17 protein-coding genes, 2 rRNA genes and 1 other annotated feature are annotated in these 21,477 nt (G+C 46.4%); all 19 genes read left to right on the top strand.

Annotation, left to right across the window (positions count from 1 at the left end; genetic code table 11):
* Window positions 1-57 precede the first annotated feature (57 nt).
* A complete protein-coding gene (locus tag R50345_RS23550; protein WP_042130568.1) occupies window positions 58-1,299 on the top strand; it encodes an Rne/Rng family ribonuclease in 1,242 nt (413 codons plus the stop codon).
* Entirely contained in the window at window positions 1,280-1,429 is a 150-nt protein-coding gene (locus R50345_RS31460; protein ID WP_156114857.1) for a hypothetical protein, read from the top strand. Before R50345_RS23550 ends, R50345_RS31460 begins: the two co-directional genes overlap by 20 nt.
* Window positions 1,362-1,447 (top strand) — a sequence feature (ribosomal protein L21 leader region). (Overlaps the previous gene by 68 nt.)
* A 14-nt stretch (window positions 1,448-1,461) precedes the next feature.
* Window positions 1,462-1,773, top strand: coding sequence for a 50S ribosomal protein L21 (rplU, locus tag R50345_RS23545; protein WP_042130566.1), 312 nt, complete (start codon window positions 1,462-1,464; stop codon window positions 1,771-1,773).
* 12 nt (window positions 1,774-1,785) lie between these two features.
* A complete protein-coding gene (locus tag R50345_RS23540; protein WP_042130565.1) occupies window positions 1,786-2,121 on the top strand; it encodes a ribosomal-processing cysteine protease Prp in 336 nt (111 codons plus the stop codon).
* Between the two features lie 17 nt (window positions 2,122-2,138).
* Window positions 2,139-2,450 (top strand): 50S ribosomal protein L27, encoded by a 312-nt coding sequence (rpmA, locus tag R50345_RS23535; protein WP_042130564.1) that lies wholly within the window; start codon window positions 2,139-2,141, stop codon window positions 2,448-2,450.
* A 279-nt stretch (window positions 2,451-2,729) separates the two neighbouring features.
* A complete protein-coding gene (locus R50345_RS23530; protein ID WP_042130563.1) occupies window positions 2,730-3,470 on the top strand; it encodes a Spo0B domain-containing protein in 741 nt (246 codons plus the stop codon).
* 15 nt (window positions 3,471-3,485) lie between these two features.
* The gene (gene obgE / locus R50345_RS23525) at window positions 3,486-4,796 is read left to right on the top strand and encodes a GTPase ObgE (RefSeq protein ID WP_042130561.1); all 1,311 of its coding nucleotides are present in this window, start codon (window positions 3,486-3,488) and stop codon (window positions 4,794-4,796) included.
* 212 nt (window positions 4,797-5,008) lie between these two features.
* Complete coding sequence (locus R50345_RS23520; RefSeq protein WP_042130559.1) at window positions 5,009-6,328, top strand: SPFH domain-containing protein; 1,320 nt, start codon at window positions 5,009-5,011, stop codon at window positions 6,326-6,328.
* A gap of 11 nt (window positions 6,329-6,339) precedes the next feature.
* Window positions 6,340-7,086, top strand: a complete 747-nt coding sequence (locus R50345_RS23515; protein WP_042130557.1) for a hypothetical protein — start codon at window positions 6,340-6,342, stop codon at window positions 7,084-7,086.
* Window positions 7,087-7,101: 15 nt separating this feature from the next.
* A complete protein-coding gene (locus R50345_RS23510) occupies window positions 7,102-7,872 on the top strand; it encodes a DeoR family transcriptional regulator (RefSeq protein WP_042130556.1) in 771 nt (256 codons plus the stop codon).
* 66 nt (window positions 7,873-7,938) lie between these two features.
* Window positions 7,939-9,300: a hypothetical protein gene (locus tag R50345_RS23505; protein WP_042130555.1), complete on the top strand. Its 1,362-nt coding sequence runs from the start codon at window positions 7,939-7,941 to the stop codon at window positions 9,298-9,300.
* Window positions 9,301-9,458: 158 nt separating this feature from the next.
* Window positions 9,459-9,896 (top strand): ACT domain-containing protein, encoded by a 438-nt coding sequence (locus R50345_RS23500; protein WP_042130552.1) that lies wholly within the window; start codon window positions 9,459-9,461, stop codon window positions 9,894-9,896.
* A gap of 36 nt (window positions 9,897-9,932) precedes the next feature.
* Window positions 9,933-11,219, top strand: a complete 1,287-nt coding sequence (locus R50345_RS23495; protein ID WP_042130551.1) for a homoserine dehydrogenase — start codon at window positions 9,933-9,935, stop codon at window positions 11,217-11,219.
* Between the two features lie 59 nt (window positions 11,220-11,278).
* Complete coding sequence (gene thrB, locus R50345_RS23490) at window positions 11,279-12,259, top strand: homoserine kinase (RefSeq protein ID WP_042130549.1); 981 nt, start codon at window positions 11,279-11,281, stop codon at window positions 12,257-12,259.
* The gene (gene pheA / locus R50345_RS23485; RefSeq protein WP_042130547.1) at window positions 12,256-13,143 is read left to right on the top strand and encodes a prephenate dehydratase; all 888 of its coding nucleotides are present in this window, start codon (window positions 12,256-12,258) and stop codon (window positions 13,141-13,143) included. Before thrB ends, pheA begins: the two co-directional genes overlap by 4 nt.
* A gap of 4 nt (window positions 13,144-13,147) precedes the next feature.
* Window positions 13,148-14,029, top strand: a complete 882-nt coding sequence (ilvE, locus tag R50345_RS23480) for a branched-chain-amino-acid transaminase (protein WP_042130546.1) — start codon at window positions 13,148-13,150, stop codon at window positions 14,027-14,029.
* A gap of 325 nt (window positions 14,030-14,354) precedes the next feature.
* Window positions 14,355-16,109 carry a LysM peptidoglycan-binding domain-containing protein gene (locus R50345_RS31745; RefSeq protein WP_042130544.1) on the top strand — a complete coding sequence of 585 codons (1,755 nt, stop codon included), beginning with the start codon at window positions 14,355-14,357 and terminating at the stop codon, window positions 16,107-16,109.
* A 487-nt stretch (window positions 16,110-16,596) separates the two neighbouring features.
* Window positions 16,597-18,154 (top strand): 16S ribosomal RNA (locus tag R50345_RS23470).
* 259 nt (window positions 18,155-18,413) lie between these two features.
* A 23S ribosomal RNA gene (locus R50345_RS23465) occupies window positions 18,414-21,342 on the top strand.
* The 16S and 23S rRNA genes sit together here, the layout of an rRNA operon.
* Window positions 21,343-21,477 lie beyond the last annotated feature (135 nt).

Genomic DNA, 21,477 nt, shown 5'->3' with positions numbered 1-21,477 from the left:
TATTTATGCAGAGAATGAGCAAGTAATCAATGAATGAACGAAACCAGAGGTGAAGCCATGAAACAGATGATCGTTCACTGCACGCAGCACATTACCCGAATGGCTCTTCTGGAGAACGGAAGGCTTGTGGAGTACGCGGCTGAGCGCGATCAGCAGCAAGGGCTGGTCGGAAGTTACTACAAAGGCCGTGTGATTAACGTACTTCCAGGTATGCAGGCTGCTTTTGTTGACATCGGACAGAAGAAGAATGCTTTTTTATATGTTGATGATGTATTGCACCCTCATTTGGATAAACAGCCGGATGTGAAGCCTTCTATTGAGACGCTTTTACAGCCTGGTCAGGATATTGTTGTACAAGTAAGAAAAGAGCCAAGTGGCGGTAAGGGGGCCCGTGTAACCACACATTATACATTGCCAGGTCGCTGGATGGTGTATATGCCTTTTGCTGATTATGTCGGGGTATCCAAAAAAATAAGTCGCGATGCAGAACGTAGCCGGCTCAAAGGAATCGGCGAACGTCTGCGCATGAAAGAAGAAGGGCTTATTATGCGGACTGTCTCTCAAGACGAGCCGCATGAAGCGGTGGAAGGTGATCTTTCATTTTTACGTGCACAATGGGATAACATTACACGTCGGGCGCAAACTGCAGAAGCTCCGGCACTGTTGCATCGTGATCTTAGTATTGTTCAGCGCTTCATTAGAGATGCATTTAATCCGCAGCGAGATCAGTTGATTATAGATTCTCCTGCCGCAGTTAAAGAAGCCACGGCATTTCTGGATGACATGGCACCTGATGGGTACAAGCCTGTAAGTTTATATAATGGATCGGAGTCCATTTTTACAGCGTATGGAATTCAGGAACAGCTGCACAAAAGCTTCAGTCGCAAGATCACACTGGAGGGCGGAGCAACAATGATCTGGGATGAAACGGAGGCGCTCACCGTTATTGACGTTAACACTGCCCAATACATTGGAGGAGCATCGCTTGAAGAGACGGTGACGAATACTAATATGCTTGCGGCTGAGGAAATTGGTCGTCTGATCCGTTTGCGAGATACGGGCGGAATCATTATTGTCGATTTTATTGACATGGAGGAAGAAATACATCGTAAAATGGTTACTGAACGGCTGGAGAAGGTGATCTGCAGGGATCGAACCAAAACACATATTCTCGGTTGGACAAGACTTGGACTCCTCGAGATGACCCGGAAGAAGGCAAGACATGATTCAGCCAGCTTCGCACCTATCCTTTGTCAGTGCTGCGGAGGGACTGGGAAAGTTGGAGAATGGATGGAATGAGTTGACGATAGGCGATAAGTATGATAATATCTTCAAGTATGTGTTTGATTCATTCGGTCCTGCACATGCTGTAACCGCTCCGATCGGGTACATAAGTGCAGTTCCCACGGGAATCTGCCACCTAGACTAGGCGAGTCTGAGACATGAGGAGGTGCAAGTAAAATGTATGCAATTATCGAAACTGGCGGTAAACAATACAAAGTCCAAGAGGGCGATGTTTTGTTCATTGAGAAGTTGGAAGCTGAAGACGGCGCAAGTGTAACTTTTGACCGTGTATTGGCTGTTTCTAACGAAGGTGGTCTGACTGCAGGAACTCCGCTCGTAAGCGGCGCGTCTGTAACAGCTAAAGTCGAGAAACATGGTAAAGGCGCTAAGGTTGTAGTTTACAAATACAAACCTAAGAAGAACTACCACAAGAAACAAGGCCATCGTCAACCGTACACGAAAGTAACTATCGAGAAGATTCAAGCGTAAGAAGGTGCGTGAATGATTAACGTACGGATTACACGATCTTCGGATCTAGGGACTATCGTTGGCTTTGAGGTAAAAGGGCACGCGGGTTATGCAAAGCGTGGCGAAGATATCGTATGTGCCGGAGTTTCGGCCGTAACGGTTGGAACCGTCAATTCGATTGAGACATTGACCGGAATCTCCATGGATACATCCATGAAGAACGGATTCCTAAGTGGAACATTAAGTTCCATTGATGATTTCGATACTTCCGCGAAGGTGCAATTGTTGCTTGAATCCATGGTCGTGATGCTAAATGATATCGCAGAATCATACGGAAAGTATCTTCAAATAGAGCAAGTAAATATTTAAAGAAGGAGGTTGACAACATGTTGAAATTGAATCTTCAATTGTTCGCATCGAAAAAAGGTGTAGGTTCCACAAAAAACGGACGGGATTCCCATTCCAAACGTCTTGGCGTGAAACGTGCTGACGGTCAAGCAGTAACCGGCGGTAACATCTTGGTTCGTCAACGCGGAACAAAAATTCACCCAGGCACTAACGTAGGCATCGGTAAAGATGATACGTTGTTCGCATTGGTGGATGGCGTAGTGAAGTTCGAACGTTGGGGCCGCGATCGCAAAAAAGTGAGCGTATACCCAGTTGATGTCGCTCCGGTAGCAGCGGCACTGGAAGCGTAAGCTTACGGAACCATATTTGCATGTAGAAGCCTCCGGCATGAGTGCCGGAGGCTTTTTTGTAGAATATTCAGAATCGTTTGTGAAACCTCTTTGAGCACTTTAGAAACATACCTTCAGAGTTTTAAGAAAGCATGAACATCCTTAAACATATGTAAAATACTCATGGTTATCTCTGGTGAACTACAGGGAACTGCTGTGTTATACTAGGAAATGGTAATTGATGAGGTAATATTCTAAACAAAGTCATGAATTTTGCGAACTGAGGGACGGGGAGAAAGAATGAAATCCTGGAAAAGTGCAATCTGGGCAGTCATGTTATCCGTAATGCTTCCTTTAGGACTCGTGTATTGGCATACCTCCCTTTTGACGTGTCTGTTGCTTGGAATTTGGGTAGCGGTAATAGTTGCCTTTAGTTTCATTTGGAATCAGCGTCATTGGGAACGGGAACTGCGCATACAAGAGAACACTCTGCAACAGGCGGCGATTCGGACACTGAATCATCATCGTCATGATTGGATGAACGATTTGCAGATTCTTTACGGATATATTCAGCTTGGAAAACCTGATAAATCCGTGGAGTGTGTGGAAAGAATAAAGGAGCGCATAGCGCTTGATAGTCGTATCGCTAAGCTGGGCATTCCTTCATTGGTCTTTTTTATCCAATCTTTCCGAACTTACCGGACTAGTCTGGAACTGGAAGTTCAAGTGGAGGAAGGATTGCAGCTGGAGGACAAGCTAAACCGGGAAGCAGGAGATGAGCTGACTTCAGTGATTATGCAGACCGTACGGGCTTATCAATATAACGGACTGGCTCCCCAGGGAGAAACGCGCAAGCTGCGTCTTGGCTTTATTCAGGATGGAGGAGACATTCTTATCTCCTTCGAAGGTGAGGGAGAGCATGGCAATCCCGAGCAGCTCAAAGGGCAAATTTATAATATAGTACAAGGAAAAATCATGAAAGCGGAGCAGTTTAAGCCTAGTAAGGCTTATGTAGAACTGCGGTTGCCGCTTGAAATGTGAGGAAGGTGAACATTAATGTTCGTAGATAAAGCTAAGATTTATGTTAAGGGCGGAGACGGCGGGGATGGTATCGTTGCATTTCGTCGGGAAAAGTATGTACCGGATGGTGGTCCAGCAGGTGGTGACGGTGGCCGTGGTGGCGACGTTATCTTCCGCGTAGATGAGGGCTTGCGTACGCTGATGGATTTCCGTTATCAGCGCCATTTTAAAGCGGACAAAGGGATTAAAGGACGTAACAGAAGTCAGCATGGGGCGAACGCTGATCATATGATCGTGCGGATTCCACCTGGAACCATATTAATTGACGATGATACACAAGAGATCATCGCCGATTTGACTCGTCATGGTCAGCAAGTTGTTGTTGCCCGTGGGGGTCGTGGGGGTCGTGGGAATTCTCGTTTTGCCACAGCAGCTAATAAGGCTCCAGAGCTAGCAGAGAACGGCGAAGAGGGTCAAGAGCGGTATATTGTTATGGAACTTAAGGTTATGGCTGATGTGGGACTTGTAGGCTTCCCGAGTGTAGGCAAATCTACGCTACTGTCGGTCGTATCCGCAGCTCAACCAAAGATTGGCGCATACCATTTCACTACAATTACACCGAACTTAGGAGTAGTAGATGTTGGGGATGGACGAAGCTTTGTAATGGCAGATCTGCCAGGATTAATTGAGGGAGCTAGTGAAGGCATAGGGCTTGGTCATGAATTCCTACGTCACGTTGAACGTACACGGATCATTATTCACGTAGTGGATATGTCTGGTTCAGAGGGGCGTGATCCCTTCGAGGATTGGGTTCTCATTAATGACGAGCTGAAGCAATATAATGCGGCTCTAATTGATCGTCCTCAGATCGTGGCTGCAAATAAAATGGATATGCCAGCGTCAGAGGAGAATCTCATCGCTTTCCGAGAACGCGTAGCTGAGGTGCGTCCGGATCTTGAGATTATGCCAATCTCCTCGCTTACTCGTCAGGGTGTTCAGGAACTGTTATATCGTGCAACGGATATTCTTGATAGTATTCCGGTGGCACCGGTAGTTGAAGACGTATCAGGTACAACTGAACGTAAGGTTTATAAGCTAGAAGCGGAAGATGATAACTCATTCACGATTACACGTGATAATGAAACATATGTGGTCAACAGCCCTCGTATCGAGAAAATGTTGAAACGTATGCAGCTTAGCACACATGATGCGATTCTAAAGCTCGCCCGGACTTTGCGGCATATGGGTGTAGATGCAGAGCTTCGTAAACGTGGAGCTGTAGAGGGGACTATTGTCCGTATTGGTGAGTTCGAATTCGAGTTCGTAGAGAGTAGTAGTTACTATTAATATTTAGCTGATTACAAAGCGCGACTTGTGTTCTCCTGTAAAGGAAGACACAAGTGGCGTTTTTTTTTATTTCCGTACAGAGCATTTTTTTTCAAGAAAAGAACCCAAAACACGATATATATCGTATACAATAAATATCGAAATACACTTATTCCCAACCGGGAACACATACGTTATTCGTATATCATAGATGATGAAAGAAGGAATAGCAGATGGCAATTATAGAAGTGGTGAAGTACGACGGTCCTCCAGGGATTTTCGCATGGAAATATCCTAACCAAGAGCTAGGAACATGGACTCAGCTAATCGTTAATGAATCTCAGGAAGCGATCCTGTTCAAAGGAGGACAGGCGCTTGATTCCTTTTCGGCAGGAAGACATACCCTAAGCACCGCCAATATACCTATTTTATCTAGTATCGTTAATCTCCCTTTCGGCGGGAAGTCACCATTTACAGCAGAAGTATGGTATGTGAACAAGACTAACTCGATGAATGTTAAATGGGGAACAAGCGCACCTTTACAACTCCAAGATCCTAAATATAAAATTATGATTTCTGTTCGTTCCTTCGGACAGTTTGGTGTAAAGGTCGATAATCCACGTAAATTTTTATTGCAGCTCGTTGGAACGCTTCCTCAGTTTGATCACGATACACTGGTTAATTATTTCCGCGGCTTGCTTATGTCGAATATTAATGAACTGATCTCATCCTACCTTGTACATAAGCAAATCAGTATTCTGGAGATTAATGCTTATGTTGCAGAGATCTCAAAGCATATCCAGGGGCGGTTAGCATCGACTTTTCTGGATAATGGTCTTGAGCTGAATAACTTCTATATTGATTCGATCAATATTCCTGATGATGATCCGGCAACGATTCGATTAAAGGAAGCTTTAGCTAAAAAAGCAGAAATGGATATTATCGGTTTCAATTACCAGCAAGAGCGGGGCTTTAACACGATGGAGAAAGCAGCCGGCAATCCTGGCAATCTTGGTGTAGGTATGATGAACACTGGGATGGGACTTGGGCTTGGAATGGGATTCGCTGGTCCGGCTATGGATATGGTAAACCGTATGACCCGAGGGATGAGTTTTGATTCAGGGACAACAGTTGTACGTCAAGAACGCTCCTGTTCGAAGTGTGGGGTTATGAATCCTGTAGAGGGAAGGTTCTGCAGCGGCTGTGGGCATGCTCTGGAGAGCATTCAGCAAAGTACGCCGTCCGGAAATAAGATCAATTGTTTGGAGTGTGGACATGAACTGAAACCTGGAGCCAAGTTCTGTCCTGGCTGTGGTAATCCTTATCGAGCTTGTCCAACCTGTGGAGCGGATAATCCTGAGGGTGCTTCTTCCTGTGTCTCTTGTGGAAAAGAAATGCCTAAGGCCTGTGGCAAATGTGGAGAAATGGTATCGCCAGGGGTAAAATTCTGTCCTCATTGTGGAGACAGCTTGGTTATTAAATGCGGAGGCTGTGGGCATGAGCTGAAGCCTGGACAGAAATTCTGTGCTGAGTGTGGAACTAAGGCAGGCTGAAGGAGGACGTAATGAACAAGGGTAAAAGCTATATTCGTATCATCACCATTATTTATGTTGCTGCTATAATACTAACGGTGTTCTCCTTTATAGGATTAGGCTTCTCTGAATCCCTGTTTCGATTCGTGACTTCGCTAGTTGCTGTTCTGCTGGCGGAGAGTGTGGTGTATGGCTATTGTATTTTTTGGCTCCGTAGTGCAGGTAGTGTTCAGAGAACCTCACCCGTTCTTCTCAGTGGTGCATTCATCACGGGAATCTATGCGGCTGTCGTATTCGTATCAGCTATTGTTTTTGATTGGCTGCTGGAGATGTCTCCTTTGTGGTATGCTGCCGTGCAACTGCTGATTCTTTTGATTGGTGGAATCACACTGGCTGTGATCGGGATCTATGGATGGAATGCCGGAACAGAAGAACAGCAACTGCGGAGATCCTTACAAGCATTTCGGCAGCATCAGAGTGAAATAAACGAGATCAGAGCGCTGGCAAGCAGCTGGAAGGATCCCGAATCTGAAACGCTTGTGAAGATGCTCAATAAGTTGCAAGATCAATTTAAGTTCAGCGATCCTGTTTCAGATTCATCTTTATATGCTACTGAGGATATCATGCATCAGCAGATCTCCCTGTTGCATGATCATGTGAAGCTGCTGCTCATGACAAATGAGCCACATGAGAACTGGCAAGCTGAAATCAACGAAATGGCCGACAGTATTAAAGCTACTCTAGAGCGGCGAAATCGGGAATTAGCGGCACTTAAATAGGAGGAAAATAACTACATGAACAGATTGAACATACAAGAGCCGTCACCGAACCCAGCGGGGAGTGCAGCGGTTCCTCTGATTAAATTAGATCGGACTGGGTTTGATTATGTCATTCTAGCGGCAGCTTATTTATTCATGCCCATTGGACTCGTCCTTGCATTGTTACGGTTGATGCTGACCCATTATAAAAATTACCGGAGGCCCACCAATCTAAATCTGCTCATGCATGTATTTATCGGAGGATTTGTTGAGCTCTCTATTGCAATGTTTGTGGATACCATGAGTGGAAACACTGGAACTTCCGAATTATTAACGATCCAGATTTTCCTTGCAGTCATATTTTTGATTCCGGCTTTTATTCTTGCGAGTGTGACAGCAAAAGCTAAATATACACTTTCTAAACTTAACACTTCTTATATAGAGCTGATTCAAAATAAAAATATCCGATATGTCGGCAGTATAGCAGAACGGATAGGTATAAGCGAAAGTGATGTACGGAGGGATGTCCAGTATCTAAAGAATAAAGGATTACTAGATATTGATATTGTCCTTTCGGAGGGGCGCCAGACGCCAGATCCATCCATGACAGCACCTAATCTTGTTCATCCTGGAAGGCCATCAGGCTTCGGAGCCCAAGCCTCGGGACAGCAGGTTCATACTCAACCTCAGTCCTCGCCGCAACTGCCTAAGTCCATTCGTTGTCCGGGCTGCGGAGCACAGAACACGGTTCAGCCTAGTCAGTCCAAGAGCTGTGATTATTGTGGAACAATGATATCGTATAGTTAATGCCGTCAACCAACAGATTAGCTGCATCGCATATAGGATTACATAAATAAGGGGATTAAAGACAAAATGAGTGGATTGGATATACGCAGACAGCCGCCGACATCGGGAAAGCCCGTGTATAAGCATGAATATGAGCGGACGGCGTTTGATTATACGACTATTGTGTTTGCGTATATATTTGCTCCGGTTGGCTTTATATTGGCTGCCATTCGGTTATTATCTACACATTCCAAGAGACAGCGCAAAGCAAGCAATATTAACCTGTTTTATCATGCGTGTATGGGTGCCTTTGTAGAATTGGCGATCTATTTCATTATTAGTAAGCTACTCGGTCAAATCGATTATGTCGCACTCTTGATCAGGCTGGTGATTATCTACGCATTGTTTAGGATTCCTGCCATCAAATTGTCGGTTAGGGCCGTAGGATGGAGAGAGGGATTCACCTATCTTTGCAATGACTATATCGCATTGGTTCTTGTGGACGGCATAAGGCATATCGGCAGCCTATCCGATATTCGCGGATTCAGTGAAGAGAACGTCCGCGAGGTTTTGGAATATTTAAAAGATCAGGGAGTACTTTCTCCAGATATTGTTTATTATGAAGGACGTGTAGACAATCCATTTGTAAAAATGCCGCCGAAGCTTATTTATTCCAAACGGGCACAAGCACTGGTGCGTGCTCCTGAGAATAACCTTCGCTACCGTAACAAGCGAGACCGGACAGTGTTTGATCGAATCATCATGGCGATTGCCTATTTGTTTGCTCCGCTTGGGTTTGTACTTGCGATGCTTCGTTTTGTAAGCACTCATTATAAGAATGAGCGGAAATCATTTAACTACAAATTGCTCTATCATGTATGTATGGGAGCTTTTATGGAACTTGCCGTCCTCTTCGCCGTGGGGACCTACAAAGGGGATTTTAAGTGGTTCACTTTATTGATCATTCTGGTGGTCCTCTACTTGATCTTTATAATTCCGGCGGACAGCTTTGCAGGGAGGGCTACCTTCGCAACAGAAAACTTTGATTTTCTGTGCAAGAAGTATCTCATGCTGATCATAGTGGATGATGTTAGACATATTGGTAATTTAGCTGATATCACGAAACAAAGTGAAGATGATGTACGTAGAGACCTACGGTATTTGGTGAGATGGGGGTTACTTGCTTCTGATCTTGTCTATTATGAAGGACGTGTTAAGCTCTTAGATAAACAACCGCCCAATCTTGTGCATCCTGACCGGGCACAGCCCTCCGCGGCATCAGAGAACCAGCCATCATCTGGGCGGCAGTCATTACCGGAGAATAGGCCTAAGCCACCTGTCCAACTGCCGAAATCCATCGTTTGTTCGAGTTGCGGTGCTAAGAGTAGAGTACTTCCTGGGCAGGATAAAATCTGTGACTATTGCGGGACGACGATTCCATACAGTTAGTGTACATACGATTGTCTGCTGCCCCCGGGAATCCGGGGGTTTTGCTGCACCGAACTCCCCGACCTCAGAGTATACATATAAAGTTATTGCATTTTATAAGTCTTTTCCGATATAATGTCCACTAAGAAAACACAAAAGTCTTTGAGGTGAGGACGTTCGTGAAAGAACGCTATTATTTGGTCCGTGAGGACATATTACCTGATGCCGTACTTAAGACAATGCAGGTCAAACAATTGCTTGAGGCCGGGGATGCGAAGACCGTACATGAGGGTGTAGAACAGGTAGGATTAAGCCGAAGTGCTTTTTATAAATACAAGGATGGCATTCACCTGATCCATCAGCTCGAACGTGAGCGAATTGTTACGATCTCCATGGATTTGGAACATGAATCTGGGATGCTCTCCAAGGTTCTAGGATCTGTGGCGGGACATGGGGCTAACGTGCTGACGATTCACCAGAGTATTCCGCTACAAGGACGAGCGAATGTGGTGATTTCCGTGGAAATCTCACATTTGAATGAGGAGCTCGGAGAGATGCTTGATAGTCTGAAGAATATTCCGGGAGTGAAGCGCGCCCTAATCGTTGGACAGGGATAGAGAAGTTATATACGTAAAACTTTTAGGAGGATACAGATGAAGCCGGTTAAAGTAGGGTTGCTGGGTCTGGGAACAGTTGGTACAGGTGTAGTTCGTATCGTGGAAGGAAATCAAGAGGATTTGAGCAGTCAAGTAGGCTCTCCAATACTCATTGAGCGCATAGCGGTGAATAATTCCAATAAGCCACGTGATATTGAGGTTGACCCTGCCAAAATAACAACAGATCCATGGGATGTTATTCGTGATCCTGAAATTGATGTAATCGTTGAAGTGATGGGTGGTGTCGATGGAACAAAGGAATATATTCTTGAAGCTTTGGACCGCGGTAAGCATGTCGTAACTGCGAACAAGGATTTGATGGCGCTGCACGGTTCGGAGATTCTGGCTAAGGCGCAAGAGAAGCAATGTGATGTCTTTTATGAGGCTAGCGTTGCGGGTGGCATTCCGATTATTCGGACGCTTATCGAAGGCTTTTCTTCAGATAAGATCATGAAGATTATTGGAATTGTAAATGGAACAACTAATTACATACTAACCAAAATGAGTCAAGAAGGCGCATCCTACAATGATGTGTTAAAAGAAGCGCAGGATCTAGGATATGCAGAGGCCGATCCAACTTCCGATGTTGAAGGTCTGGATGCTGCCCGCAAAATGGCGATTCTCGGAACCTTAGGCTTCCGCACTAACGTGGAGCTACATGATGTAAGTGTGAGCGGGATTTCAAAAGTGAGTAAAGCCGATATTGCTTTTGCGAAGCGTCTCGGATATGAAATCAAGCTTCTGGGTATCGCTGAACGTCAGGATGAGGAATTTAGTATCAGTGTTCAACCGACCTTGATTCGAACAAGTCATCCGCTTGCATCCGTAAATGGTGTCTTCAATGCAGTTTATGTTTATGGTGAAGCGGTAGGAGAAACGATGTTCTATGGTGCGGGCGCGGGTGCAATGCCAACAGCAACTTCGATAGTAGCTGACTTGGTAGCCATTATTAAGAACCTCAAGCTGGGTGTTAATGGATTGAAGCAAAAAGTACCTTATAAGCAGAAGAAGCTTAAGAGTGATGAGGATATCTTTTATAAAAACTTCCTACTTTTACACGTTGATGATAAAGCAGGTGTATTGGCCAAGATTACTCAGGTGTTTGCCGAGTATGATGTGAGTCTTGATTCGGTAGTTCAACAAGCCAATCCAAATAATCCTGATGCGGAGATTATTATTGTTACCCATAACGCCAGCAAAGCAAGTATGAATAAAGTGCTGCGCCACTTTAAGGAACTGAAAGTCATCCACCGGATCAAGAGTCATTATCGTGTGGAAGGTTAGCACTGTAGATGGACTATACTTTCTATATTTAAACAATGAGTAAGGAGATTGCACCTGTTATGAGTACTTATGGAGTAGCAAGGGTTAAAGTACCTGCTAGTACTGCCAATCTTGGTCCGGGCTTCGATACTCTTGGCATGGCATTGCCGCTGTATGCCTGGATTGAGATGGAGGAAGCAGAGGAGACAGTTTTTCATCTATATGGTGACGAGATGAAGGGAGTGGCTCGGGATAAGAGTAATTTACTCTATAAGGTCGCTCAAATGATATTTGCAGAGGCTGGCGTTACGGTGCCTGAAATATCTATTTCGATGTACTCTGAGATTCCGCTTACGCGTGGACTCGGCAGCAGTGCCTCGGCCATCATTGGGGGCATGGTCGCAGCTAATACGATGATCGGCTCTCCGCTCGATGATGCGAAGCTGTTTGATATGGCTACCCAGCTTGAGAAGCATCCTGACAATGTAGGAGCTTCCTTATTTGGTGGCATCATTACCGCAGTGTGGGACGGTGATCATGCGGATTACGTTCGCCTTGATCCACCTCAAGACCTTGAGGTTCTCGTGGTTATTCCTGAATTCGAGCTGGAAACCACAAAAGCACGGGGAGTGCTTCCAACAGAAATCTCAGTTAGTGATGCTGTGTACAACATCAGTAGAACCTCTTTAATGACGGCATCGTTTGCATCAGGTCGGCTTGACCTGATCAGTAGAGCGATGCAGGATCGTTTGCATCAACCTTATCGGGCAGCGCTTATTCCAGGCATGGAGAAGCTGCTCGCGGAAGCACCTAAACATGGTGCTTTAGGGATCGCACTTAGCGGTGCCGGCCCTACGCTACTGTGTTTAGTTGATCGCCGTGAGACTCGTAAGAGTGAGCTTGAGGCTTTTCTGAAGAATACGATGCAAGAACACGGCATCTCTGCTAAGACTTGCTGGCTGATGCCTTGTACTTCAGGTGTTACATCAGAGCTGCTTAAAAGAAACGAGATGCAAAACGTATCATTTTTGGATATGATAAAAGGAGAAGTACGGTCATGAAATCAATAGCGGTATTGCCGCAGGGCTCAGTATCTCACGAAGCGCTGCTGCATTTGTTTAACGGTGAGCCTGTAAAAATTGTGCATCACAAGTTAATTTCCGATGTCTTTCTCTCTACGGATGGTGGAGCCACTGATTACAGCGTTATCCCGATTGAGAATACTATTGAAGGTTCGGTTAGTCTCCATATTGATTGGCTTATTAATGAAGTTGATCTACCTATGCAGGCGGAATGGATCTTTCCATCGATACAGAATCTCATCGGTCACCCGCTGGAATTCAGAGATACGAACGGTAATAAGGATTTCACTAAAGTGAAAAAAATCCTTTCGCATCCTGTTGCAATGGCACAGTGTATGCAATTTGTTCGGAAGCATGCACCTTGGGCTGAACTGGAGTCGGTCGGAAGTACCTCTGAAGCTGTTGAAATCGTTAAGAACAATCCTGGAAAGGGTTGGGCTGCGATCGGTACTGCGCTTGGTGCAGCTACTCATGGACTGGAGATTGTTGATCGGAAAGTTACAGATCACAACAACAACTACACAAGATTTGTCCTTGTCGGTCCGCAGAAGGTAGATCTTCCACGGAGCAGCAATGGTGTAAAGACGAGTGTCCTAGTAACGCTGCCTGAGGATTTTCCAGGTGCTTTGCATCAGGTTCTCGCTGCCTTTTCTTGGCGAAAGCTGAATTTATCGCGTATTGAATCACGACCAACGAAAAAAAAGCTGGGTACTTATTATTTTTATATTGATGTGCTGGAACCGATAGAATCGGTCCTGCTGCCAGGGGCTATTGAAGAGATTAATGCTTTAGGCTGCCAGGTACGGATTCTGGGCTCGTATCCCACATACACCTATGAGGAAGAGAAAGCGGAGGTGCAGTAAATTCATGGCTGAACAATGGATCTATCTGGATGGACAACACGTAACTAAGGAAAATGCAAAGGTATCCGTTTTTGATCACGGTTTTTTGTATGGAGACGGCATATTTGAAGGTATTCGTATCTACAACGGTAATATTTTTAAATGTAAAGAGCATTTGGACAGACTTTATGATTCGGCGAAGTCGATCATGCTGGACATTCCGCTCACTTATGACGAGATGCTGGAAGCTATGGCTGAAACGATTCGCCTCAACGACATGCGTAACGGTTATATTCGACTGATCGTATCCCGTGGTCCTGGTAACTTGGGTCTTGATCCACGCCGTTGCCCTAAAGCCAGCGTAATCATTATCGTTGAACAATTAGCTATTTACCCAGAGCAAGCGTACATTAATGGGCTTCGTGCTGTTTCTGTATCCCAACGCCGTAATATTCCGGATGCACTGAATCCGAAGATTAAATCACTTAACTATCTCAATAATATCCTAGTGAAAATTCAGTCCAATCTGGCAGAAGCCGATGAAGCGATTATGATGAACGCTCAAGGATATGTTACTGAAGGATCTGGCGATAATATTTTCATCATCAAAAATGGCGTGGTCACCACTCCACCTTGCTATCTGGGTGCGCTCGAAGGAATCACACGTCAGGCTATCATCGAGCTATGCGAGAAATTGGGTATTAAACTGAAAGAAGAACCATTCAGCATGCATGATGTTTACATCGCCGACGAGGTATTCTTCACTGGAACGGCAGCAGAGGTTATTGCAGCGCGTGAAATTGACGGACGCATCATCGGAGAAGGACATGCAGGTCCAATAACGTTGAAGCTTCTTGAAGAATTCCGCAATGTTGTTGACAAAGATGGCTACAAGGTTTGGGAATAACAGTTAATCGTACAATATGCTCTTTTACATGCTAGTCGTGTAATGAGTGTTGAATAGGTATTGGATATCCTTTCATGCATATGAAGAAGATGGCCGGAGGTCTCTGGTAAATCTTTTCATGTCTCATGAAAGGATTTTTTTTATTTCAGGGATGTCATTCGCCCATGGGCTGCATAAGATGTAGTAACGAAGGAGGCGGCTGTACCGCATATAACTTTGTAAGAGAGCAATGTTCCATCCAAAGGGTGTTTGCTTTCAAAGCCAGTTTTGCTGTGTAGCTGTAAGAAAGCAATACTCCACAAAACTTTTAGGAGGTTAATGCTACGTGAAAATACACATTGTCAAACAAGGCGATAGTCTGTATGCATTATCGCAAAAGTACGGAGTGCCGTTACAAAAAATTATTGAAGCTAATCCACAGATCAGTAATCCGAATGTGCTGGCACTTGGTGAAAAAGTAAAAATACCTACGGCTCCTGTATCCGTACCGGATAACAGTGAAGTTTACTACAAGCATACAGTTAAACAAGGAGATACCTTATGGAAATTATCTAAGGCGTGGGGAATCCCCTTAAAGGATATGGTTGAAGCAAACCCCCAGCTAAAGAATCCGAATGTATTGATGTTAGGGGAAGTAGTTAACATTCCTAAAAAGACATCAAACGCTTCCCCCGTACAGCCAGGCTACATGCCTTCTAATGCTTCTGAGAAAACACAAGTTGGCGGGAAGGAATATACGGGTCCAAAAGAACAGCCAGTTGCTGAGGTGGTTCCTGCACCAAAACCGGAAACTAAACCAGAGGTTAAACCAGAAACTAAACCGGAAGCAAAAGCAGAAACTAAACCTGAGGCAAAACCAGAAACTAAACCTGCACCTAAACCATCGCCAAAAATCGCACCTGAATCCAATTCAGCACCACATCCATCGGTAAATATAGCTCCAATTAATGCACCGAACCCTGCGCCAAATATGCAAATGGAAGTTGCTCCTGTGCAAGAAATTGAAATGCAGAGCTTGTTTGTTCAGATTACAGTACCAAATCAAGAGCCAGTAGCACAACATGAGGCGTCAAAAGCTGAGATGAAGCCAGTGGCTTGCAAAGAGGAAAAGGCGAATTCTTGTGACAGTATGGGATATCCAGGTCTAGGTGGAAATCCTTATCTCTATGATTCTTATCAAAATAACCCTAATATGAATATGAACTGGGCACCAAGTTATGTTCAGCCAGCGGCATTTGGACCAGAGTGCATGTCTCCATACTACTTTTCAGAAAACATGTATTCACCTAATATGAGTCCAGAACAATGGAATCCGAACGCTGCGCCTAACGTGAGTCCGGAACAATGGAATCCGAATGCTGCTCCTAACGTGAATCCGGAACAATGGAATCCGAATGCTGCGTCTAATGTAAGTCCGGAGCAATGGAATCCAAATGCTTGGCCTAATATGAGTCCGGAACAATGGAATCCAAATGCTGCGCCTAATGTGAGTCCGGAACAATGGAATCCAAATGCTGCACCTAACAATATGGAGGCTAATGCTTCGGGGATGAACCCGATGTATGGGATGTCATCGAACCTTCCTTGGCCAACTACTTGTGGGTGCGGGGGAATGCATGTTCAACCCTATTCATATGAAATGCCCTCATATAATACCTATCCTGCATATGGAAACCCAAATGCATTCTCTGCTTATGGAGCAGGAACACCTAATCAGGGAATAGTCCCAGATTCTCCTCTTGGAGCTTTTGGCGGGCCGATAATGTCGAGTATTCCGTCTAATCCGCAGTATCCTGGTATAGGTAATTATTCGCAGCATAATCGGGTTCCGGAAATCCAAGATCCTGAAACGTTTGTACAGGACACTCCCGAAGTTGCTAGAACAGTGAGTGAGGAATCTAGCTCTGGTAGTTCGCTCAAGAGTAAGGGGAATGCAACGAAGGAAACGGCAGCAAAAGCAAAGACCTCAAGTCAAAATAGCAGCAAGAAGACCAAAACGGTTGTGAAATCTCAGCGTTCAAGTGCAGGTGGTCGTACAGAGAGTTCTAAGAAACGCAGAAATCCGTGGATTTCTAATTAATACAGTTTTAAACTAAAAGCCAATCTCTCTTTAACGTGCAGATTCTGATTATCAGAGTTTGCACGTTTTTTATGAGAAGAAATGAAGCAGATGTAAGAATGAGGCGAAAGTATTTTTTTGAATTTTTAAAATTTAGGGGTTGTTTTTAGAGTGGGTTATATGTTACATTATAAATCCAGTCGCAAAGAGGAGATATAAACTTTCGATTGGTGAATGTTAATCCAGATGAGATTACACAAGACTTTGAAAAAAAAGTATTGCAATTCATCGGAAAGCATGATATATTATAAGAGTTGCTGCTGAGACATTAAACGGCGCCAACGAGAACTTGATCTTTGAAAACTGAACAACGAGTGAGTAGGAAATCATGAAAGTGAAATCCAAAACTGATGAGTTTCACAGCGTATTTTACGCTTTTGAAATTTCATCGTGAGAATTAATTTTCTCGTCAGATGTTTCAAAATGAGCATATCGCTCTTTTCAATACTAATTGGAGAGTTTGATCCTGGCTCAGGACGAACGCTGGCGGCGTGCCTAATACATGCAAGTCGAGCGGAGTTATTTTGAAAGCTTGCTTTCAAAATAACTTAGCGGCGGACGGGTGAGTAACACGTAGGCAACCTGCCCCTTAGACTGGGATAACTACCGGAAACGGTAGCTAATACCGGATAATTTCTTTTTTCTCCTGAAGAAAGAATGAAAGACGGAGCAATCTGTCGCTGAGGGATGGGCCTGCGGCGCATTAGCTAGTTGGTGGGGTAACGGCCCACCAAGGCGACGATGCGTAGCCGACCTGAGAGGGTGAACGGCCACACTGGGACTGAGACACGGCCCAGACTCCTACGGGAGGCAGCAGTAGGGAATCTTCCGCAATGGGCGAAAGCCTGACGGAGCAACGCCGCGTGAGTGATGAAGGTTTTCGGATCGTAAAGCTCTGTTGCCAGGGAAGAACGTCCGGTAGAGTAACTGCTACCGGAGTGACGGTACCTGAGAAGAAAGCCCCGGCTAACTACGTGCCAGCAGCCGCGGTAATACGTAGGGGGCAAGCGTTGTCCGGAATTATTGGGCGTAAAGCGCGCGCAGGCGGTCATTTAAGTCTGGTGTTTAAACCTTGGGCTCAACCTAAGGTCGCACTGGAAACTGGGTGACTTGAGTACAGAAGAGGAAAGTGGAATTCCACGTGTAGCGGTGAAATGCGTAGATATGTGGAGGAACACCAGTGGCGAAGGCGACTTTCTGGGCTGTAACTGACGCTGAGGCGCGAAAGCGTGGGGAGCAAACAGGATTAGATACCCTGGTAGTCCACGCCGTAAACGATGAGTGCTAGGTGTTAGGGGTTTCGATACCCTTGGTGCCGAAGTTAACACAGTAAGCACTCCGCCTGGGGAGTACGGTCGCAAGACTGAAACTCAAAGGAATTGACGGGGACCCGCACAAGCAGTGGAGTATGTGGTTTAATTCGAAGCAACGCGAAGAACCTTACCAGGTCTTGACATCCCTCTGAATCTGCTAGAGATAGCAGCGGCCTTCGGGACAGAGGAGACAGGTGGTGCATGGTTGTCGTCAGCTCGTGTCGTGAGATGTTGGGTTAAGTCCCGCAACGAGCGCAACCCTTAACTTTAGTTGCCAGCAAGTAATGTTGGGCACTCTAGAGTGACTGCCGGTGACAAACCGGAGGAAGGTGGGGATGACGTCAAATCATCATGCCCCTTATGACCTGGGCTACACACGTACTACAATGGCCGGTACAACGGGAAGCGAAGCCGCGAGGTGGAGCCAATCCCATCAAAGCCGGTCTCAGTTCGGATTGCAGGCTGCAACTCGCCTGCATGAAGTCGGAATTGCTAGTAATCGCGGATCAGCATGCCGCGGTGAATACGTTCCCGGGTCTTGTACACACCGCCCGTCACACCACGAGAGTTTACAACACCCGAAGTCGGTGGGGTAACCCGCAAGGGAGCCAGCCGCCGAAGGTGGGGTAGATGATTGGGGTGAAGTCGTAACAAGGTAGCCGTATCGGAAGGTGCGGCTGGATCACCTCCTTTCTATGGAGAATTGTCTTCTGCAATGAAGACATTCAAATCGGAAGTTAAACTTCCAAAACTCAGGTTTAGGCCTGTTACTCACTCGTTGCTCAGTTTTGAGAGTTTAAGCTCTCAAGTAAGACTTGATCCTTGAAAACTGGATACCGAAACGAATTTGCGTTTTAGAACATCTTTTAGCAACTTGTGCAAACAAGTAAATGTTATTAGTGAGATGATTCCAAGAGAGATATCGTATGATATTTTCCTGCGGAAAAATCATGGTTAAGCTAATAAGAGCACACGGAGGATGCCTAGGCGCCAGGAGCCGACGAAGGACGTGGCGAACAACGAAACTGCCTCGGGGAGCTGTAAGCAAGCTTTGATCCGGGGGTGTCCGAATGGGGAAACCCAGCTGTGGTAATTCGCAGTTACTCATACCTGAATACATAGGGTGTGTAGAGGCAGACCAGGGGAACTGAAACATCTAAGTACCCTGAGGAAGAGAAAACAATAGTGATTCCGTCAGTAGCGGCGAGCGAACGCGGAACAGCCTAAACCTAAGAGCTTGCTCTTAGGGGTTGTGGGACGTCTCACATGGAGTTACAAAGGAATATGGTAGGTGAAGAGGTCTGGAAAGGCCCGCGATAGAGGTAAAAGCCCTGTAACCTAAACTGTGTTCTCTCCGAGACGGATCCCGAGTAGTGCGGGGCACGTGAAACCCCGTATGAATCCAGCAGGACCATCTGCTAAGGCTAAATACTACCTGGCGACCGATAGTGAAACAGTACCGTGAGGGAAAGGTGAAAAGCACCCCGGAAGGGGAGTGAAATAGAACCTGAAACCGTGTGCTTACAAAAAGTCAGAGCCCTATCTATGGGTGATGGCGTGCCTTTTGTAGAATGAACCGGCGAGTTACGTTTAACATGCAAGGTTAAGTCGAGAAGACGGAGCCGCAGCGAAAGCGAGTCTGAATAGGGCGACTCAGTATGTGGACGTAGACCCGAAACCGTGTGATCTACCCCTGTCCAGGGTGAAGGTGCGGTAACACGCACTGGAGGCCCGAACCCACGCACGTTGAAAAGTGCGGGGATGAGGTGGGGGTAGCGGAGAAATTCCAATCGAACTCGGAGATAGCTGGTTCTCCCCGAAATAGCTTTAGGGCTAGCCTCGGTATAAGAGTAGTGGAGGTAGAGCACTGATTGGGTGCGGGGTCCGCAAGGATTACCAAGCTCAGTCAAACTCCGAATGCCATATACTTATTGCCGGGAGTCAGACAGTGAGTGCTAAGATCCATTGTCAAAAGGGAAACAGCCCAGACCATCAGCTAAGGTCCCCAAGTGTGTGTTAAGTGGGAAAGGATGTGGAGTTGCACAGACAACCAGGATGTTGGCTTAGAAGCAGCCACCATTGAAAGAGTGCGTAATAGCTCACTGGTCGAGTGACTCTGCGCCGAAAATGTAACGGGGCTAAACACACCACCGAAGCTATGGCTAGATACGTATGTATCTGGGGTAGGGGAGCGTTGTATGTGGGTTGAAGGTGTACCGTAAGGAGCGCTGGACAGCATACAAGTGAGAATGCCGGTATGAGTAACGAAAAGATCAGTGAGAATCTGATCCGCCGAAAGCCCAAGGTTTCCTGAGGAAGGCTCGTCCGCTCAGGGTAAGTCGGGACCTAAGGCGAGGCCGAAAGGCGTAGTCGAAGGACAACAGTTTGAAATTACTGTACCACCGTAATCCGCTATGAGCGATGGGGTGACGCAGGAGGGTAGTGACGCGGACTGATGGATATGTCCGTCTAAGCAGTGAGGCTGATGTGTAGGCAAATCCGCACATCGTTAAGGCTGGGCTGTGATGGGGAGCGAAAATTGTAGTAGCGAAGGTCATGATCTCACACTGCCAAGAAAAGCCTCTAGCCAGGAGAAGGTGCCCGTACCGCAAACCGACACAGGTAGGCGAGAAGAGAATTCTAAGGCGCGCGGAAGAACTCTCGTTAAGGAACTCGGCAAAATGACCCCGTAACTTCGGGAGAAGGGGTGCCCCGGTAGTGTGAATAGCACGAGGGGGCCGCAGTGAAAAGGCCCAAGCGACTGTTTAGCAAAAACACAGGTCTGTGCGAAGCCGCAAGGCGAAGTATACGGGCTGACGCCTGCCCGGTGCTGGAAGGTTAAGGGGAGTGGTTAGGGGTAACCCGAAGCTATGAACCGAAGCCCCAGTAAACGGCGGCCGTAACTATAACGGTCCTAAGGTAGCGAAATTCCTTGTCAGGTAAATTCTGACCCGCACGAATGGCGTAACGACTTGGGCGCTGTCTCAACGAGAGATCCGGTGAAATTTTAATACCTGTGAAGATGCAGGTTACCCGCGACAAGACGGAAAGACCCCATGGAGCTTTACTGCAGCTTGATATTGAATTTGGGTACGATCTGTACAGGATAGGTGGGAGCCGTAGAAATCGGAGCGCAAGCTTCGGTGGAGGCGCCGTTGGGATACCACCCTGATCGTATCTAGGTTCTAACCTAGTGCCCTAATCGGGTACGGGGACCGTGTCAGGCGGGCAGTTTGACTGGGGCGGTCGCCTCCTAAAGAGTAACGGAGGCGTTCCAAGGTTCCCTCAGAATGGTTGGAAATCATTCGAAGAGTGCAAAGGCATAAGGGAGCTTGACTGCGAGACCTACAAGTCGAGCAGGGACGAAAGTCGGACTTAGTGATCCGGTGGTACCGCATGGAAGGGCCATCGCTCAACGGATAAAAGCTACCCTGGGGATAACAGGCTTATCTCCCCCAAGAGTCCACATCGACGGGGAGGTTTGGCACCTCGATGTCGGCTCATCGCATCCTGGGGCTGAAGTAGGTCCCAAGGGTTGGGCTGTTCGCCCATTAAAGCGGTACGCGAGCTGGGTTCAGAACGTCGTGAGACAGTTCGGTCCCTATCTGTCGTGGGCGCAGGAAATTTGAGAGGAGCTGTCCTTAGTACGAGAGGACCGGGATGGACGTACCGCTGGTGCACCAGTTGTTTCGCCAGAAGCATGGCTGGGTAGCTACGTACGGACGGGATAAGCGCTGAAAGCATCTAAGCGTGAAGCCCCCCTCAAGATGAGATTTCCCAATTAGTAAGACCCCTTGAAGACGACGAGGTAGATAGGTTGGAGGTGGAAGTGCAGTAATGCATGGAGCTGACCAATACTAATCGGTCGAGGGCTTATCCTAAAAATACCCCAAAAAGTGAAGAAGAAGCTGCGAAGCTAATTCCTAGTACTTTCCGGGGGCCCCGTAAGAAGGGCGAACGCAAATTCAATTCGGATTCAGTTTTCAGGAATCAAGTTCTAACCCATATGGTACTAG

Source organism: Paenibacillus sp. FSL R5-0345, assembly GCF_000758585.1.
GTDB lineage: Bacteria > Bacillota > Bacilli > Paenibacillales > Paenibacillaceae > Paenibacillus_AQ.
Note: the sequence above shows the minus strand (reverse complement) of the source record. Positions and strands in the feature narration are given on the sequence as shown.

Excerpts from the sequence above, each read along its gene's own strand:
- R50345_RS23495 (WP_042130551.1), top strand. The coding sequence starts at position 9,933 with ATGAAGCCGGTTAAAGTAGGGTTGCTGGGTCTGGGAACAGTTGGTACA.
- R50345_RS23505 (WP_042130555.1), top strand. The coding sequence starts at position 7,939 with ATGAGTGGATTGGATATACGCAGACAGCCGCCGACATCGGGAAAGCCC.
- R50345_RS23550 (WP_042130568.1), top strand. The coding sequence starts at position 58 with ATGAAACAGATGATCGTTCACTGCACGCAGCACATTACCCGAATGGCT.
- R50345_RS23530 (WP_042130563.1), top strand. The coding sequence starts at position 2,730 with ATGAAATCCTGGAAAAGTGCAATCTGGGCAGTCATGTTATCCGTAATG.
- R50345_RS23540 (WP_042130565.1), top strand. The coding sequence starts at position 1,786 with ATGATTAACGTACGGATTACACGATCTTCGGATCTAGGGACTATCGTT.
- R50345_RS23510 (WP_042130556.1), top strand. The coding sequence starts at position 7,102 with ATGAACAGATTGAACATACAAGAGCCGTCACCGAACCCAGCGGGGAGT.
- rplU (WP_042130566.1), top strand. The coding sequence starts at position 1,462 with ATGTATGCAATTATCGAAACTGGCGGTAAACAATACAAAGTCCAAGAG.
- thrB (WP_042130549.1), top strand. The coding sequence starts at position 11,279 with ATGAGTACTTATGGAGTAGCAAGGGTTAAAGTACCTGCTAGTACTGCC.
- rpmA (WP_042130564.1), top strand. The coding sequence starts at position 2,139 with ATGTTGAAATTGAATCTTCAATTGTTCGCATCGAAAAAAGGTGTAGGT.
- R50345_RS23515 (WP_042130557.1), top strand. The coding sequence starts at position 6,340 with ATGAACAAGGGTAAAAGCTATATTCGTATCATCACCATTATTTATGTT.
- pheA (WP_042130547.1), top strand. The coding sequence starts at position 12,256 with ATGAAATCAATAGCGGTATTGCCGCAGGGCTCAGTATCTCACGAAGCG.
- obgE (WP_042130561.1), top strand. The coding sequence starts at position 3,486 with ATGTTCGTAGATAAAGCTAAGATTTATGTTAAGGGCGGAGACGGCGGG.
- R50345_RS23520 (WP_042130559.1), top strand. The coding sequence starts at position 5,009 with ATGGCAATTATAGAAGTGGTGAAGTACGACGGTCCTCCAGGGATTTTC.
- ilvE (WP_042130546.1), top strand. The coding sequence starts at position 13,148 with ATGGCTGAACAATGGATCTATCTGGATGGACAACACGTAACTAAGGAA.